The organism is Amycolatopsis sp. NPDC049868, from assembly GCF_044461365.1.
GTDB lineage: Bacteria > Actinomycetota > Actinomycetes > Mycobacteriales > Pseudonocardiaceae > Amycolatopsis.
In genome coordinates, this window is sequence record NZ_JBITKV010000008.1 from 227,269 (window position 1) to 242,971 (window position 15,703).

Annotated in this window: 16 protein-coding genes; 10 read left to right on the forward strand and 6 right to left on the reverse strand. The window is 70.5% G+C overall.

The genetic code is table 11. The features are described from left to right. Positions 1 to 6: 6 nt before the first annotated feature. Positions 7 to 1,344 (reverse strand): ferric reductase-like transmembrane domain-containing protein, encoded by a 1,338-nt coding sequence (locus ACIBTM_RS30125; RefSeq protein ID WP_395880686.1) that lies wholly within the window; start codon positions 1,342 to 1,344, stop codon positions 7 to 9. Between the two features lie 146 nt (positions 1,345 to 1,490). Between ACIBTM_RS30125 and ACIBTM_RS30130 the strand changes: the two genes are divergently transcribed. Next, complete coding sequence (locus ACIBTM_RS30130) at positions 1,491 to 2,186, forward strand: response regulator transcription factor (protein ID WP_395880526.1); 696 nt, start codon at positions 1,491 to 1,493, stop codon at positions 2,184 to 2,186. Then, positions 2,183 to 3,619 carry a sensor histidine kinase gene (locus ACIBTM_RS30135; RefSeq protein ID WP_395880527.1) on the forward strand — a complete coding sequence of 479 codons (1,437 nt, stop codon included), beginning with the start codon at positions 2,183 to 2,185 and terminating at the stop codon, positions 3,617 to 3,619. Before ACIBTM_RS30130 ends, ACIBTM_RS30135 begins: the two co-directional genes overlap by 4 nt. Positions 3,620 to 3,708: 89 nt before the next feature. On the opposite strand, the gene ACIBTM_RS30140 is transcribed toward ACIBTM_RS30135, so the two are convergent. Continuing rightward, positions 3,709 to 4,362: a pyridoxamine 5'-phosphate oxidase family protein gene (locus ACIBTM_RS30140; RefSeq protein ID WP_395880528.1), complete on the reverse strand. Its 654-nt coding sequence runs from the start codon at positions 4,360 to 4,362 to the stop codon at positions 3,709 to 3,711. 90 nt (positions 4,363 to 4,452) lie between these two features. On the opposite strand from ACIBTM_RS30140, the gene ACIBTM_RS30145 reads away from it, so the two are divergent. After that, on the forward strand, positions 4,453 to 5,811 hold the full coding sequence (locus tag ACIBTM_RS30145; protein WP_395880529.1) for a PLP-dependent aminotransferase family protein: 1,359 nt from the start codon (positions 4,453 to 4,455) through the stop codon (positions 5,809 to 5,811). Positions 5,812 to 5,844: 33 nt separating this feature from the next. Continuing rightward, positions 5,845 to 6,813: a zinc-binding dehydrogenase gene (locus tag ACIBTM_RS30150; RefSeq protein ID WP_395880530.1), complete on the forward strand. Its 969-nt coding sequence runs from the start codon at positions 5,845 to 5,847 to the stop codon at positions 6,811 to 6,813. Positions 6,814 to 6,817: 4 nt separating this feature from the next. On the opposite strand, the gene ACIBTM_RS30155 is transcribed toward ACIBTM_RS30150, so the two are convergent. Together ACIBTM_RS30155 and ACIBTM_RS30160 are read right to left on the reverse strand one after the other, a co-directional pair. Beyond that, positions 6,818 to 7,360: a DUF3515 domain-containing protein gene (locus tag ACIBTM_RS30155; RefSeq protein ID WP_395880531.1), complete on the reverse strand. Its 543-nt coding sequence runs from the start codon at positions 7,358 to 7,360 to the stop codon at positions 6,818 to 6,820. A gap of 19 nt (positions 7,361 to 7,379) precedes the next feature. After that, positions 7,380 to 7,613 carry an Lrp/AsnC family transcriptional regulator gene (locus tag ACIBTM_RS30160; RefSeq protein WP_007031456.1) on the reverse strand — a complete coding sequence of 78 codons (234 nt, stop codon included), beginning with the start codon at positions 7,611 to 7,613 and terminating at the stop codon, positions 7,380 to 7,382. A 133-nt stretch (positions 7,614 to 7,746) separates the two neighbouring features. Here ACIBTM_RS30160 and ACIBTM_RS30165 point away from each other — a divergent pair, with 133 nt between their 5' ends. Next, positions 7,747 to 8,703 (forward strand): thiamine-phosphate kinase, encoded by a 957-nt coding sequence (locus ACIBTM_RS30165; RefSeq protein WP_395880532.1) that lies wholly within the window; start codon positions 7,747 to 7,749, stop codon positions 8,701 to 8,703. On the opposite strand, the gene ACIBTM_RS30170 is transcribed toward ACIBTM_RS30165, so the two are convergent. Beyond that, positions 8,700 to 9,437, reverse strand: coding sequence for a GNAT family N-acetyltransferase (locus tag ACIBTM_RS30170; protein ID WP_395880533.1), 738 nt, complete (start codon positions 9,435 to 9,437; stop codon positions 8,700 to 8,702). The genes ACIBTM_RS30165 and ACIBTM_RS30170 overlap by 4 nt on opposite strands. A 110-nt stretch (positions 9,438 to 9,547) precedes the next feature. Between ACIBTM_RS30170 and ACIBTM_RS30175 the strand changes: the two genes are divergently transcribed. The 3 genes from ACIBTM_RS30175 to ACIBTM_RS30185 are packed head-to-tail and all read left to right on the forward strand — an operon-like array spanning position 9,548 to position 11,246. Continuing rightward, entirely contained in the window at positions 9,548 to 10,018 is a 471-nt protein-coding gene (locus ACIBTM_RS30175; RefSeq protein WP_395880534.1) for a GNAT family N-acetyltransferase, read from the forward strand. 8 nt (positions 10,019 to 10,026) lie between these two features. Continuing rightward, positions 10,027 to 10,557 carry a gamma carbonic anhydrase family protein gene (locus tag ACIBTM_RS30180; protein ID WP_395880535.1) on the forward strand — a complete coding sequence of 177 codons (531 nt, stop codon included), beginning with the start codon at positions 10,027 to 10,029 and terminating at the stop codon, positions 10,555 to 10,557. An 11-nt stretch (positions 10,558 to 10,568) separates the two neighbouring features. After that, entirely contained in the window at positions 10,569 to 11,246 is a 678-nt protein-coding gene (locus tag ACIBTM_RS30185) for a uracil-DNA glycosylase (RefSeq protein ID WP_395880537.1), read from the forward strand. 332 nt (positions 11,247 to 11,578) lie between these two features. On the opposite strand, the gene rpmB is transcribed toward ACIBTM_RS30185, so the two are convergent. Continuing rightward, positions 11,579 to 11,770: a 50S ribosomal protein L28 gene (gene rpmB / locus ACIBTM_RS30190; RefSeq protein WP_007031450.1), complete on the reverse strand. Its 192-nt coding sequence runs from the start codon at positions 11,768 to 11,770 to the stop codon at positions 11,579 to 11,581. Between the two features lie 133 nt (positions 11,771 to 11,903). On the opposite strand from rpmB, the gene ACIBTM_RS30195 reads away from it, so the two are divergent. After that, positions 11,904 to 13,487: a DAK2 domain-containing protein gene (locus tag ACIBTM_RS30195; RefSeq protein WP_395880538.1), complete on the forward strand. Its 1,584-nt coding sequence runs from the start codon at positions 11,904 to 11,906 to the stop codon at positions 13,485 to 13,487. A gap of 4 nt (positions 13,488 to 13,491) precedes the next feature. Beyond that, positions 13,492 to 15,645 (forward strand): ATP-dependent DNA helicase RecG, encoded by a 2,154-nt coding sequence (gene recG, locus ACIBTM_RS30200; protein ID WP_395880540.1) that lies wholly within the window; start codon positions 13,492 to 13,494, stop codon positions 15,643 to 15,645. Positions 15,646 to 15,703: the final 58 nt, after the last annotated feature.

The following is a 15,703-nucleotide window of genomic DNA, read 5'->3' on the forward strand; positions in this document are numbered from 1 at the left end:
CCTGGTTCAGGCGGCGAGGCTGAAGCGTTCGGCGTGGACCTGACTGCCCGGCACCCGCAGTTCCCGCAGGCTGCGCAGCGTCGCCGAGGTCATCCCGGGCGGGCCGCAGACGAAGACGTCCCGGTCCGCGATATCCGGCACGAGCCGCCGCAGATTGGGGGCGCCGAGTACCGGTCCGGCCTGATCGGACGGTCCACTGAGGACTCGAACGACCGCGCCGCGCGCCCGTGCCAAGCCGATCAGCTCCGGCAGAAGGACGGCGTCGCGTTCGTCGCGGACGCGGTAGAGCACCACGACATGCCCGGAGATCTCCTCCAGCAGCGCACGGATCGGGGTGATCCCGACGCCGCCCGCGACCAGCAGCGCGTCCGGTTTCTGTTGATGCATCGTGGTGAACGCGCCGTACGGGCCTTCGGCGAACACGCGGGTGCCGACCTTGAGCGACCGCAAGGACGCGCTGCCGTCCCCGGCGGCCTTCGCGGTCAGCCGCAGGGTGCGGCCGTCCGGCGCGGCCGAGAGGGAGAACGGATTCGCCTGCCACCAACGATCCCGGGTCATGAAGCGCCACAAGAAGAATTGGCCCGCCCTCGCGGGCATCTTGTCGAGATCCTTGCCGGAGATGTACACCGAGACGACGTCGTGGGATTCGGGGACCACGGCGACGACCTTCAAGCGGTGACGCAGATTCCGCGCCAGCGGCAGCACCACCCGGCCGGCGACGACGGAGCCGAGCGCGACGCCCCACACCGCCCACCAGTAGACCTGGGCCCCCGGCGAAGACGCGAACGATCCGCCCAACGCGATTTGATGCGTGAACGCCAATACGACCGCGGCATAGGTGTAGAGGTGGATGAAATGCCAGGTCTCGTACGCCAGCCGTCGCCGGGCGAACCGGGCGGAAACGGCGCCGACGAGCAGGATCAGCGCGAACGCGACGACCGCGCGCAGGATCCCCTCCAGTTTGGTCACCATCGTGACGAACTCGTCCACCACGCCGTTGTCCTCGACCTGCGCGTAGCCGAAGACGATGAACACGAAGTGGGCGAGCAGCGTCCACAGCAGGGCGAACCCGGTCCAGCGGTGCCAGCCGGTGAGCCGGTCCATGCCGAGGCGGCGGTCGAGCCACGGCAGCCGGGCGACCAGCAGCAGCTGGAACGCCATGGTCAGCGCCCCGTACAGCCCGGCGAGCCTGCCGATGCTGATGAGCACGTTGTCCGACGGCCCGGCGGCGAAGAAGAGCGCGGTCACGGTGGCCACGTTGGCCCCGAGGAAGAGGAAGAGCCCGGCGCGCGCGGCGATCCTGGGACGGATCGCCGGGCGCGGTCTCACGGCGGTCTGCGTCATGGTGGTCACACGTGGTTCCTTCCGGTCCGGTTCAAGGTCTGAGCCTGCTGTGCCAACCTGTGACCTTTCTTGGCGGAAGCTGTCGGCTTGCTGTCGTGTGGGCTCCCGCCTCGCCCTCGCGCGCGCGTTCACGGAGGATGGCTTTCGTGAACACCGAGAACCCCGTCCGCCTGCTGGTGGTGGACGACGAGCCGCATATCGCCGATCTGGTGGCCACCGTCGCCCGCTACGAGGGCTGGCAGGCCGTGACCGCCGGATCGGGCGAGGCCGCGCTCGCCAAGGCGGCCGAATTCGCGCCCGACATCGTCGTGCTCGATCTGATGCTGCCCGGGATCGACGGGTTCACCGTGCTGGACAAGCTCCGCGAGGCCGGGACGGCGGTGCCCGTGGTCTTCCTCACCGCGAAGGACGCGACCGCGGACCGCGTCGCCGGGCTCACCCGGGGCGGTGACGACTATCTCGTCAAGCCGTTCTCCGTCGAGGAACTGATGGCGCGGCTGCGCGCGGTCCTGCGGCGGAGCACCAACCAGGCCAAGGCCGCGGTGCTGCGGGTCGCCGACCTGACCCTCAACGAGGACACCCGCGAGGTCGCCCGAGACGGCCGACCGGCCGACCTGACCCCGACCGAGTACGAACTGCTGCGCTACCTCATGCGGCATTCGCCTTCGGTGATGACGAAGGCACAGATCCTCGACCACGTCTGGGAATACGACTTCGGCGGCCGGTCCAATGTGGTCGAACTCGTCATCTCGCATCTGCGCCGCAAACTCGACACGGGCGACGAGCCGCTGATCCACACCGTGCGCGGCGTGGGCTACGTCGTGCGGCGGGCGGCGAGATGAAGATGTTGTGCCGGTGGTACGACGCCTGGCGCCGGTCGAGGCTCGGGACCCGGCTGGCGCTCGGGCTCGGCGCGCTGGCGCTGGTCGTGTTCGCCGTCGTCGGCACCGTGATGGTCGGCATCATGAAGGGCTATCTGAACGACCGGCTCGACGAACAGCTCGCCAAGACCCAGATCAGCCAGGTGCCGTCGCTGCGCACCACGCACGGCGGGAAACCGCAGCAGGCCTACGGCTGGTTCTCCGCCGTCTTCGCGGTGCAGAACGGCGACGCGCTGCCGCAGGCGGGCGGTTCTCTGCCGCCGGACACGAAAGCGCTCGAAAAGGTCGCCGAAGACGCGACGCGGACCGAGGTTCTGCGCACCGTCTACATCGAGGACAAGGGCACGTACCGGGTCCGGGCCTGCCCGATCGAACCGGCGCATAACATCGTGCTGGTCAGCGCCGCGCCACAGGCGGATCTGGATCGGACGGTCAGCCAGCTGATCATGGTCGAGGTGGTCGCGTTCCTGCTGGCGCTCGCGGTGCTGGTGATCGCGGGACGGCTGGTGCTGCGGCGCGGGCTGCGGCCGCTGAGCGACATGGCCGGGACGGCGCACGACATCGCGTCGCACGACCTCACCGCGAACGCCGATCTCCCGGTGCGCGCGCAGGCGAGTGGCGGCGGCGCCGAGGTCGAGGAACTGCGGACCGCGTTCAACGTGATGCTCGCGCACCTCGATTCCTCGCTGGTCGCGCGCCGGGAGGCGAACGAACGGCTGCGGCGGTTCATCGCCGACGCCTCCCACGAACTGCGCACGCCGCTGACCTCGATCCGGGGCTATGCCGAGCTTTTCCGCTACGCCGCGGCGAACGAACCCGCCGAACGCGAGGCGCATCTGTCGAAGATCCGGGAGGAGACGCAGCGGATGAGCGTGCTCGTCGACGACCTCCTGCTCCTCGCGCGCCTCGACGCGCCGGAGACCGAGGCGCCGTTGCGGCTGGTCGACGTCGACGTCGCCGAGCTGATCACCGACGCGGGGGAGGCCTTCGCGGCCGGGCGCCCGGAGCATCCGCTGAGCGTCGGCGCGTTACCGGAAGGTGTTGCCCTGCAAGCGGATCCGGTGCGCCTGCGGCAGGTGCTGGACAATCTGCTCGCCAACGCCGCGGTGCACACGCCGCCCGGGACCGCGGTGACGTTGTCGGCCGCCGCCTCGGATTCCGAGGTCGTCCTGCGGGTGAGCGACGCCGGGCCCGGGATCCCGCCGGAAGCGCGGGAGCGGATCTTCGACCGGTTCTACCGGGTGGACACCGCTCGCACGCGCGGCAACGGCGGGACCGGTCTCGGGCTCTCTGTCGTGCTCTCGCTGGTTTCGGCGCACGGCGGGAGGATCGAGGTCGAGAGTGTGCCGGGGGCGACGACGTTCACCGTGCGGCTGCCGCGTCACCGCTCGTGAGTGGTCCGTGAAGGCCCCTCCGCGTGCTATGAACGGTCCGTTCCTTGCAAAATTTGCAAGGAACGGCCCGTTCATAGCGTTGGCGAGAGCTACCCGACGCGCCGCTTCACATGGTCCGGCACCGTCCACTCACCGACCAGGTCCACCGACGGCTCCGGCTCCCCGAACACCGTCCGCACCGGCAGCACCCCCGCCCACGAGAGATCGGCCGCGACCTCGTCCTCGGGATCATCGGGACCTTCGCCGCGCATCTTCACCGACGCCTCGGTGAGGTCGAGCTCCAGGACCGAAACGGACGCGAACTCCTTCGCGTTGATGTCCCGCGCGTGTTCCCACGAACCGGGCGCGAGATGGTCGGTCAGCACGTGGAGGCCGTGCATCTTCCGCTCGCGATCGGTGACCGCGGCCGCCTTGCCCAGGATCACCGCGCTGCGGTAGTTCATCGAGTGGTTGTTGACCGAGCGCGCGTAGACGATGCCGTCGAGCAGGGTCACCGTGACGCAGACCTCGGCGCCGTCGGAGTCGCGCATACTCCTCGCCCCGGTGGATCCGTGCAGGTAGAGCGTGTTCCCGTCGCGGCCGTAGCCGGTCGGGATGACCAGCGGGACGCCGTCGCGCACGACGCCGAGATGGCAGATCAGGCCTTCGTCGAGCACCGCGTACAGCGCCGAGCGGTCGGTGAGCGCGCGGTTCTTCTTGCGGCCGAGGGTGGTCCGGTCGGTGGGAGAGAGCGGGGTGGACATGCGATCAGTCTCACCCGCGAGAGTGGCCTGTAATAATGTCCAATTCTCCTATACTTGAGAAGGCCACTTCCCTCCAGTGTGGAGTAATCCATGTCCGACACCGCCCTGCCGGTCAGTCTCGACCGCGATTCGGCCGTCCCGCTCGCGGTCCAGCTGGCCGACGCGTTGCGCGCGGCCGCGGGCGACGGGCATCTGCGCGGCGGGGACAGGCTGCCCTCGACCAGGGCGCTCGCGAGCCGTCTCGGCGTCAGCCGCACGGTGACGTCGGCCGCGTACGAGCAGCTCCACGCGGAGGGCTGGATCGCCGGCCGCCACGGGTCCGGCACGTACGTCACCACCACGCCGCCCGCGGACAGGCCGTCGAAGGGGCCCGCGCCCGGCACCCCCGCCGCGCCGCCCACGCTGGTCGACCTCACCCCTGGGGTCCCGTGGGCCGACGGCGTCGAGAAGGCCGCGTGGCGCCGCGCGTGGCGGGCCGCCGCCGATCCGCGCCCGACCTACCGCGAGGACAGGGCCGGGCTGCTCGCGTACCGGAACGCCGTCTCCGAACATCTGCTGCGGCACCGCGGGCTCGCGGCCGGAACGGTGCTCGCCACCGGCGGCACGACCGCCGCGGTGATCGAACTCGCGGGCGCGCTGCTCTCGCGCGGTGATCGCGTCGCGATCGAAGAGCCGGGTTATCAGCGGGCCGTGCAGGCGTTCCGCCGGGCGGGGATGGAGGTCGTGCCTGTCCCGGTCGACGGAGAGGGCCTGCGCCCGGACGCCGTTCCCGCCGACGTGCGCGCGGTGTACTGCTCGCCCGCGCACCAGTATCCGCTCGGCAGCCGGATGAGCGCGTCGCGCCGGGTCGATCTGGTCGAACTCGCCCGCGCCCACGGCATGCTGGTGATCGAGGACGACTACGACGGCGAGCTGCGGTTCGACGTCGCGCCGCTGCCGCTGCTGGCCGCGCTCGCGCCCGACGTCGTCGCGCATCTCGGCACCACCAGCAAGATCCTGACCCCGGCGCTGGGCGCGGGCTGGATGGTCGCGCCCGCCCCGGTCGCGGCCGCGGTGCTGGAGTACCGCGAAGCGACCGGAACGCGACCGTCGCCCGCGGGGCAGCGGGTGCTCGCCGAACTGGCACGGCACGGCGACCTGGGCCGGCATCTGCGGAAGCTCCGGCGAGAACTGTCGGAGCGCCGGTCACTGGTGTCGGCCGCGCTGACGTCGGCGGGGATCCCGGTGCTCGGCGACGACGCGGGCGCGCATCTGGTCGTCCCTTGCGGATCCGCGGACGAGGAAGCGGCGCGGATGGCGGCGGCGGAACGCGCCGGGATCCGGCTCGACGGGCTGGCCCGGCACTTCGCCGGGACGCCGACGGTGTTCGGGAACCTCATCGGCTACGCGGGCTGCTCGCGCGAGGCGCTCCATTCCGCGCTCAAGCCGCTGATCCCCGTGCTCGGTTGACCTCGACCAAGCTGGAGGTCATAGCTTGCGTTCATGCGTGAGATCAGAGTGTCCCGGTTCGGCGATCCGAGCGTCCTCGAGCAGGTCGAAGTGTCCACTCCCGAACCCGGTGCGGGGGAGCTCCGCGTCGCGGTGACGGCGGCCGGGGTCGGCTGGCTCGACACCCTCATCAGACGAGGCGACGGGCCGGACGTGTTCGCGGTCGAGCCGCCCTACGTGCCGGGCGGGGCGGTGGCGGGCGAGGTCGACGCGGTGGGCGACGGCGTCGACGAGGACTGGCTGGGCAAGTCGGTCCTCACCCACGCGCCGGGCGGCTATGGCGGGGGATACGCGGACACGGTCGTCGCGCTGCCGGACGACACCTTCCCGATCCCGGAGCGGCTGGATCCCCGGCACGCGGTCGCCCTGTTCGACGACGGCAGTACCGCGCTGGCGTTGCTGGAGAAGACCCCGGTCACCGCCGGCGAGCGAATCCTGGTGGTGCCGGGCGTGGGCGGACTCGGCAGCGTGCTGGTGCAGCTCGCCCGCGCGGCGGGCGCGACCGTCCTGGCGGCGGTCCGCGGCGAGGAGAAGGCGGCGATCGCGCGGAAACTGGGCGCCGAGCCGGTCGACTACTCGGCGGCGGACTGGACGGGGGAGGTCCTCGCCCGCACGGGAGGCCACCGGCTGGACGTGGTCTTCGACGGCGTCGGAGGCGAACTGGGCGCCGCCTCCCTGGCGTTGCTGGGGAACGGCGGCCGGTTCTCCGGCTACGGCATGTCCAGCGGAGCGGAGACCGTGATCGGTGACGCCGACCGCGCTCGGCTGTCCGTTGTGGACATGGCGCAGCTGGTCGGGTTCTGGCCCGACAACCCGCGCCGGGTGCGGGAGGTGCTGCGGCTGGCGGCCGACGGGACGCTGACCCCGGTCATCGGCCGGACGTATCCGCTGGCGGAGGCGTCCGCCGCGCACTCGGACATCGAGGCGCGGCGGTACACCGGGAAGAGCCTGCTCCTGCCCTGAGTGCTCAGAAACGCAGCGGCACCGCGGGGAGGTTGGCGGCGATGACGTCCGAAACGGTCTGGAGCGGCCCCGTCCCCGCGGTGTTCGGCACGGTGAGCGCCGTGTAGACGGGACGATCCACCACGAACCACGTCGCGGTGCCCTCGCCCTCGACCTGCAGCCACTGGACGGTGTTGATCGTCCGCAGCTGCGAGGTCTTGGTCAGCTCCGGCGGTTTCCCGAGACCGCACCGCAGGACCACCGGATCGCCGGTGCCCCAGCCGATCGTCGCCTCGGGGGCGGGATCGGCCAGCGTCCGCCGGACCAGCGTGGTGCCGGACGACGTGAGCTCGTGGGGGAGCGCGCCGATGAGTTTCGCGCATTCGGGTGACCCCGACTGCGGCGCCGGGACCGGGACGAGCGGGAGCGGGCCGTCCGCCGCCGGAGCGTCGGATTCCGCGCCTCGGGTCAGCCCGAAGACGGCCACGCCCGCGACGAGCAGGATCGCCAGGCAGGCGGCCGCGATCAGCAGGGGTTTCGGAGGAGCGCCGGTGTCCGTGTCAGCCACCGGACCACTACACCACCTCTTACAGATGCACCACCGGGCAGGTCAGCGTACGCGTGATGCCCTCCACGTTCTGCACCTTGGCGACCACGAGCTGACCGAGCTGGTCGACGGTGTCGGCGGCGGCCTTGACGATGACGTCGTAGGGTCCGGTGACATCCTCCGAACTGGTGACGCCGGGGATGGTGGAGATCTCCGCGGCGACCGCTGCGGCTTTGCCGACCTCGGTCTGGATGAGGATGTATGCGTGGACCACGGCGCGCCCCTTCGTAAAAGTCGGCTCAAGGTAGGAACGTTGTAGCAACGTATCGCCAGCCCCGGGAAAAACCTAGGGCTTCCGACTATCGGTGATCGATATTTGTCCGGACAAGGGAAAGTGGAGGTGACGGGTGTCACCGAACGACGGCACGGTCGCCGGGACCGGTGAATTCCGGTTGATCGAAGCGGTGACGACAGGCCGGAAACAGCCGGAGTCGACGCTGCTCGGACCGGGGGACGACGCGGCCGTCGTGGCCACCCCGGACGGCCGGACGGTGGCGTCCACCGACGTCCTCGTGCAGGGCGTCCACTTCCGCCTCGACTGGTCCAGTGCCGAGCAGGTGGGCCGCAAGGCGGTGGCGGTGAACCTCACCGACATCGCCGCGATGGGCGCCCGCCCGACGTCCGTCCTCATGGGATTCGCCTGCCCGTCGGACACTCCGACGTCACTCGTCACCGAACTCACCCAGGGCATGTGGCTCGAAGCCGATCGCGCGGGCGTCGGGATCGTCGGCGGCGACATGGTGCGTGCCGACCAGATCGTGATCAGTGTCACCGCTTTGGGTGACCTCGGCGGCCGGGAACCGGTGACCCGGTCCGGCGCGCGGCCCGGCGACGTCGTCGCGGTCTGCGGACGGCTCGGCTGGGCGGCCGCCGGTCTCGCCGTGCTCGGCCGGGGTTTCCGGTCACCGGTCAGCGTGGTCAACGCGCAGCGCTGCCCCGAGCCGGACTACGAGGCGGGCATCCGCGCGGCCGACGGCGGCGCGACGTCGATGATCGACGTGTCCGACGGCCTCCTGTCCGACCTCGGCCATATCGCCGAGGCCTCCGGCGTGGGGATCGACGTGCGGACGGCGGCTCTCGACGTGTCGAGCAGGCTGACCGAGGTCGGCACCGCGCTCGGCGCCGACCCGCTGAAATGGGTGCTCACCGGCGGCGAGGACCACGCGTTCGCGGCCACCTTCCCCTCGTTCGCCGAACTGCCGGAGGGCTGGACCGAGATCGGCGTGGTCACCATGCCGGATTCGGGGGTCACGGTGGACGGGAAGCGGTACGGCCACGACAGCGGCTGGCAGCACTGGCGTTAGGAACGTGAGGCCCACCAGGTCGACTCGCCGGCGACGGTGAACCCGAGGGATTCGTAGAGCGGCCTGCCCAGCCGGGACGCGGTGAGGGTGACCGGCAGCCCGGCCAACGGCGCGAGGGAGCCGAGCATCACCGCGCGTCCCACGCCGCGTGAGCGGAAGGCGTCCGGCGTGCCGACCCAGTAGTGGCTGCCGAAGCCGTCCTCGACGACGGTGACGCACGCCCCGGCGACCTCGCCGTCGAGCCGGGCGATGAACACGGCGACCCCCGGCTCCCGGAGCAGGGGAACGGGGAACATCTCTCCGGCGCGGTAGGGCTCGAACCTGGCGAGTTCGAAGCCCTCGATGACCGCGCGTTCGGCCGCTCGCAGCTCTTCCTCCCCGTGGACCCGGACCACCTCCATCGAGGGTTCGGCGACCGGGGAGGGAGGGCGCAGCATGACGGGCATCCGCCAGCTGCGCATATCCCCGAGGTGGCTCAGATCGGTGACACTGAAGGGATCCTCGGCGTCCACCGGACCCTTCGCCCGCGCTGCCAGCTCGGCGATCTCCGCGAACTCGTCGGCGGTCAGGTCGGGCTCCTGGATCAGCACGCGCAGTCCCGCGCGCTCGTCGCCCTCGACGGCGAGAAAACCGCGGCGATGGATCACCTCGTGGCCGCGGGACCGGCCGGTGGCGGCCCAGAAAGCGGCGGAGTTGCGGGCCTGGCGCAGCGGCGCCCCGGCTTCGATCGACATGATCAGAACCTAAGGCGCGGATCGGCCTCGGCGACAGTGCCGATCACCTCACATCCGCATGGGCCAATTCTGCTTTCCCCGGGCCACGGCCGATCGCTAATCTCGCGCTCATGGACCTTCGTGTGCTGGCCTACGACCACCCCGACGCGGTGAAACTCCTGGCCGAAGCCCAGCTCGAGCTGGCCGCCCGCTACGGCGGCGAAGACGAAACGCCCATGGACGCGGCGCAGTTCGCCTCGCCGAGGGGACTGTTCCTGGCCGCCTACCTCGACGACGTCCCGGTCGCGTGCGGTGCCTGGCGGGCACACGACGGGCCGGACCCGTTGCTGCCCGGTGACGCCGAGATCAAGCGGATGTTCGTGATGGCCTCGGCGCGCGGCCGGGGCCTCGCGCGGGCGCTCCTCGCCGACCTGGAGCGGACGGCGACCGAGGCCGGGCGGCTGCGCATGGTGCTGGAGACCGGGGACAAGCAGCCGGAGGCCATCGCGCTGTACGAGTCGGCCGGTTACCGGGAGATACCGGGCTTTGGGTACTACAAGGACGAGCAGGGAAGCATCTGCTACGCCAAGTCGCTGGTATAGGAGGACGTATGCCGATCTACGCACTGGGCGATCTCGAACCCTCGATCCACCCCGACGCCTACGTCCATCCCGACGCGACGGTGATCGGCGACGTCCGGATCGCGGCGTTCGCGTCGGTGTGGCCGCAGACCGTCCTGCGCGGTGACCACGGTTTCATCGAGATCGGCGAGCGGTCCAACGTCCAGGACGGCTGTGTCCTGCACTGCACCCGCAAGGAGCCGACGGTGATCGGGAAGTCCTCCGCCGTCGGGCATTCCGTGCACATCGAGGGCGCGCGGATCGGCGAGGGCTGCCTGATCGCTTCGGGATCGGTGGTGCTGAACGGAACCGTCGTGGAGGACGGCGGGATGGTCGGCGCGGGCGCGGTTCTCTCCTACGGGTCCTATGTGGACAGTGGGCAGATCGCGCTCGGCGTCCCGGCGAAGACGCGGCCGAACACGTCGTTCGGGCCGGACCTGATCAAACTCGTGGTGGACGGTTATGTCGAGCGGGCGGCCAGGTTCCGGGTCGAACTCCGGCGGCTCGACGGACGTGAGTAAGCTCGCACGCCGTGACCGCACGACCGCTGCAGGACATCGTCGAAGCAGGCTGGGCGCAGGCCCTCGAACCGGTGGCGCCGCAGGTCGCCGCGATGGGGGAATTCCTCCGCGCGGAGATCGCCGCGGGCCGGACCTATCTCCCGGCGGGTGAACACGTGCTGCGGGCGTTCCAGCAGCCGTTCCACGACGTGCGGGTGCTGATCGTCGGCCAGGACCCGTACCCGACGCCCGGGCACGCGGTCGGGCTGAGCTTCTCGGTGGCGCCGGACGTCCGGCCGATCCCGAAGAGCCTGATCAACATCTACAAGGAGTACTGCGAAGACCTCGGGCACCCGCTGCCGTCGAACGGCGACCTGACGCCGTGGGCCGACCAGGGTGTCCTGCTGCTCAACAGGGCGCTGACCGTGCAGCCGGGCAAGTCGAACTCGCATCAGGGCAAGGGCTGGGAAGACGTCACCGAGCAGGCCATCAAGGCCCTCGCGGCGCGGGACGAGCCGATGGTGGCGATCCTGTGGGGCCGTAACGCGCGGAACCTGAAGCCGATGCTGGGGAAGGTGCCGTGCATCGAGTCGGCGCACCCGAGCCCGCTCTCGGCGCACGCGGGCTTTTTCGGGTCGCGGCCGTTCAGCCGGGCGAACCAGCTGCTGGCCGACCAGGGCGCCGGTCCGGTGGACTGGAAGCTCCCCTAAGCCCGCTTTCGCGCGTGAAGGCCTCCTTCCCTCGGCTCAGCCGAGGGAAGGAGGCCTTCACGCGCTTTGCGGTCTTGTGTGACAGCAGTGGCCGCTGTGACTCCTGAGGTTTCGCCGAAGTCCGTGAAGGCCTCCTTCACTACCTTCAGGGTAGGGAAGGAGGCCTTCACGGACTTCCGGCTTGAGGCGGTCGCTTCCTCGGTACATGAAGGCCCCCTTCCTGTACCTAGGCGCAAGGAAGGGGGCCTTCATGTACTCCGTGACCGAGCCCACCAGAGCAGAAAAAATGGCGGGCGCTCCGAAGAGCGCCCGCCATTCCCCAAAAACCCGGCTCAGCCGCGAACGACCTTGCCCGCCTTGATGCACGAGGTGCAGGCGTTCAGGCGCTTGCGCTGGGACAGACCGATCTTGGCGTGAACGGTCTGGATGTTCGGGTTCCACCGGCGGTTGGTACGCCGGTGGGAGTGCGAGACCGACTTGCCAAAGCCCGGTCCCTTGCCACAGACGTCGCACACGGCAGCCACGTCGAACTCCTCTGGATCTGGGACAAAGAATGATGCGCCCAGCATGCTGGGCAACTCGACCATAGTAACCAGTGGCTCAGAGCCCTCCGGCACCGGGTCGATACCCTCGCTGGAACAGGTAGGAGGTTACGGGGTGCGGGTGCTCGACGTGGCGGCGGTGTCGGCTTGGTCGGCGGCCTGTGTGCACAGCTTGGCGGTGCTGCGGCCGGCGATCGACGGCATCAACGTCTACCCGGTCGCCGACTCCGACACCGGCTCCAACCTGCTGTTCACCATGACCGCGGCCCGCGACGCGCTGGCGGAGGCCGAGCCCGCGACGACCGCCGAGGCGCTGGCGGCGTTCGCCAAGGGGGCGGTCGCGGCGGCCAAGGGCAACTCGGGCGTGATCATGTCGCAGGTCGTGCGCGGGATCGCCGAGTCGGCGGCCGCCCGCGACCTCGACGGGCCCGGGCTCGCGGAGGCGCTCGGCTGCGCGGACAGGGCCGCCACGGGCGCGGTGAGCCGTCCGGTGGCCGGGACCATCCTGACCGTTCTCCACACCGTCGCCGCGGCCGTCCGCGACGCGACGGGCTCACTCGAAGAGGTCGCCGCCGCAGCGGCGGGCGTCGCCGCCGAAGCGCTCGAAGAGACCCCGAAGCAGCTGCCCGTCCTGGCGGTGGCCGGGGTGGTCGACGCGGGCGCTCGCGGCCTGGTCGCGGTCCTCGACGCCCTTTCCGGCGTGATCTCCGGCGGCCTCACCGAGCCGGAGCACCCGCTCGAAGCGCATCACCACCACACGATCGACGCGCCGACCGCGTGGGAGGTCATGTACCTGCTCGATGGCGTCGACGAAGGCAGCCTTCCCGGCCTTCGCAAGACCCTCAGCGGCCTCGGCGACAGCGTCACGGTCGCCGGTGACGGCGCGGGCGCGTACGCCGTCCACGTCCATTGCGCGGACATCGGCGCGGCGCTGGAGGCCGGGATCGAGCTGGGCCGTCCCCGCCGGGTCCGGGTCGAGCCGCTGATCACGCCCACCCCGGTCGAGGTCGGCGGCGGGATCGACCGCTCGGTGGTCGCGGTGGTCCATGGCGGGCAGCTGGCCGAGCTCCTCCGCGCGGAGGGGGTCGCGGTGCTTTCGGTCCCGCAGGGCAGCGAGCCGACGGTCGAGGAGATGCTGGGCCTGATCAACGAGGCCGCCGGACATCACGTCACCGTCCTTCCCGGCGGTCAGCAACTGACCGCGGCGGCCGACGCGGCGGCGGGTCACGCGATGGCCGCGGACCACGACGTCGTCGTCATCCCGTGCGTGTCACCCGTCCAGGTGCTCGCCGCGCTGGCCGTCCACGACAAGGACCGCCGCACCAACGACGACGTGGTCGCGATGGCCGAAGCGGCGGCGGCGACCAGGCGTGGCGAACTGCGGATCGCCCAGGAGGAGTCGCTAACCTGGGTGGGCCGGGCGCAGGCCGGTGACGTCGTCGGCCTCGTCGACGGCGAGGTCGTGCTGATCGAGCCCGCGCCCGCCTCGGAGACGAGCCTGGTCGCGGCGGCGGTCGGCGTGCTGAACCGGATGCTGGCCCTCGGTGGCGAACTGGTCACCGTGCTGACCGGCGTGGACGCGCCGGTCCGGCTGCCCGGTGAGCTGGCCGATCAGCTCCGCCTGGAGCATCCCGAGGTCGAATTGACGAGTTACGCCGGCGGCCAGTCCGACGCCGTGCTGCTGATGGGGGTGGAGTGACCGCATGACCAACCTGCGCGCGGATCTCAAACTGGTCGTGGGCGCGGCGACGGCGAAGGCCCTCGCCAAGGGCCTCAAGATCGAGACGGTCAGCGACCTCCTGCGCCACTATCCCCGCCGCTACGCCGAGCGCGGGCAGCTCACCGACATCGCCGGGCTCGAACTCGGTGAGCACGCCACCGTGATGGCGCGGATCGAGCGGGTCAACAAGCGCCGGATGAAGGCGCGCAGCGGCACCTTGCTCGAAATGGTGATCACCGACGGCAAACGCCGCCTGCAGTGCACCTTCTTCAACCAGGCCTGGCGTGAAAAGGAACTCGTGCCCGGCAAGAACGGGCTTTTCGCGGGCAAGGTCACCGCCTTCCGTGACGTCCTGCAGCTGGCGAATCCCGAGTACGAACTGTTCGACGCCGATCGACAGGCCGAGGCGATGGACGACTTCCTCGCCGAGATCATCCCGGTGTACCCGGCGGCGCAGGGGATCCCGACCTGGGTGATCGCCAAGGCCGTCCGGCAGGTGCTGGACGTGCTGGAGGTCGACGAGGACCCGATGCCGATCGAGCTGCTCGCCCGATACGGCCTGCCCAGCCTGGAAAGCGCGCTGCGCGGCATCCACCGTCCGTCGGGCTGGGACGCGCTGAACTCCGCGCGCCGGCGGCTCAAATGGGACGAAGCCATGGCCGTGCAGCTGATTTTCGCCCAGCGCAGGCATTCCCTGGTCTCGCGGCCCGCGAAAGCCTGCCCGCACACCGAGGACGGCATCCTCGACGCCTTCGACAAACGGCTCCCGTTCGCGCTGACGTCGGGCCAGCAGGAGATCGGCGACGAGATCGCCCGCGATCTGTCCACCGAGCATCCGATGAACCGGCTGCTGCAGGGTGAGGTCGGTTCCGGCAAGACCGTGGTCGCGTTGCGCGCCATGCTGCAGGTCGTCGATTCCGGGCGGCAGGCGGCGATGCTCGCGCCGACGGAGGTTCTCGCCGCGCAGCACGCCCGGTCGCTGCGCGAGATGCTCGGCGATCTCGGGCAGGCGGGCGAACTCGGCGGCGCGGAGAACGCGACGCGGGTGACCTTGCTGACCGGTTCGATGGGCGCCAAGGAACGCAAGAAGGCGTTGCTGGAGACGGTCAGCGGCGAGGCCGGGATCGTCGTCGGCACGCACGCGCTCATCCAGGACACGGTGTCCTTCGCGGATCTCGGCCTGGTCGTGGTCGACGAACAGCACCGCTTCGGCGTGGAGCAGCGGGACGCGCTGCGGTCCCGCGGTTCCGACGAGACCAGCCCGCATGTCCTCGTCATGACCGCGACACCCATCCCGCGCACGGTCGCGATGACCGTCTACGGCGATCTGGAGACGTCCGCGCTGCGCGTGATGCCGGCCGGCCGGTCGCCGATCAAGACGTCGGTGGTGCCGGTCGCGGAGCGGCCCGCGTGGCTGGACAGGGCATGGCAACGGGTCCGCGAGGAATGCGGCAAGGGGCACCAGGCGTACATCGTCTGCCCGCGCATCGGCGACGAACCGGCTTCGGACAAGGGGGACAAGCGGCCCGCGCTCGCCGTCCTCGACGTGGCGCCCGAGCTGGCCGAAGGACCGTTGAAGGGGTTGAAGATCGGCGCACTGCACGGCCGGATGCCCGCCGACGACAAGGACGCCGTGATGCAGGCGTTCGCCAAGGGTGACCTGGACGTGCTCGTCGCGACCACCGTGATCGAGGTCGGCGTGAACGTGCCGAACGCGACGGCGATGGTGATCATGGACGCCGACCGTTTCGGCATCAGCCAGCTGCACCAGTTGCGCGGCCGGGTCGGCCGGGGCAGCGTGCCCGGGCTGTGCCTGCTGGTCACCGAAACCCTGGACGGGACGACCACCCGCGAGCGGCTCGCCGCCGTCGAGTCCACGACGGACGGTTTCGAACTGTCCAGAATGGACTTGGAACTGCGCCGCGAGGGCGACATCCTCGGCGCCGCGCAGTCGGGGAAGAAATCGACGCTGAAGCTGCTGTCGTTGCTGCAGGACGAGGACGTCATCGCCGAGGCGCGGGCCCGCGCGTTGGAGATCGTCGAAAAGGACCCGGCATTGGGGAATTACTTGGGGCTGGCGCATATGATCGCCGACGTCGTCGACGAAGATCGCGTGGAGTACCTGGAAAAAAGCTGACTTGAACATCTCTGCCCGTTCGGACCTTGCCGCCGGACGGGCACAGGGGTTTTCCTCG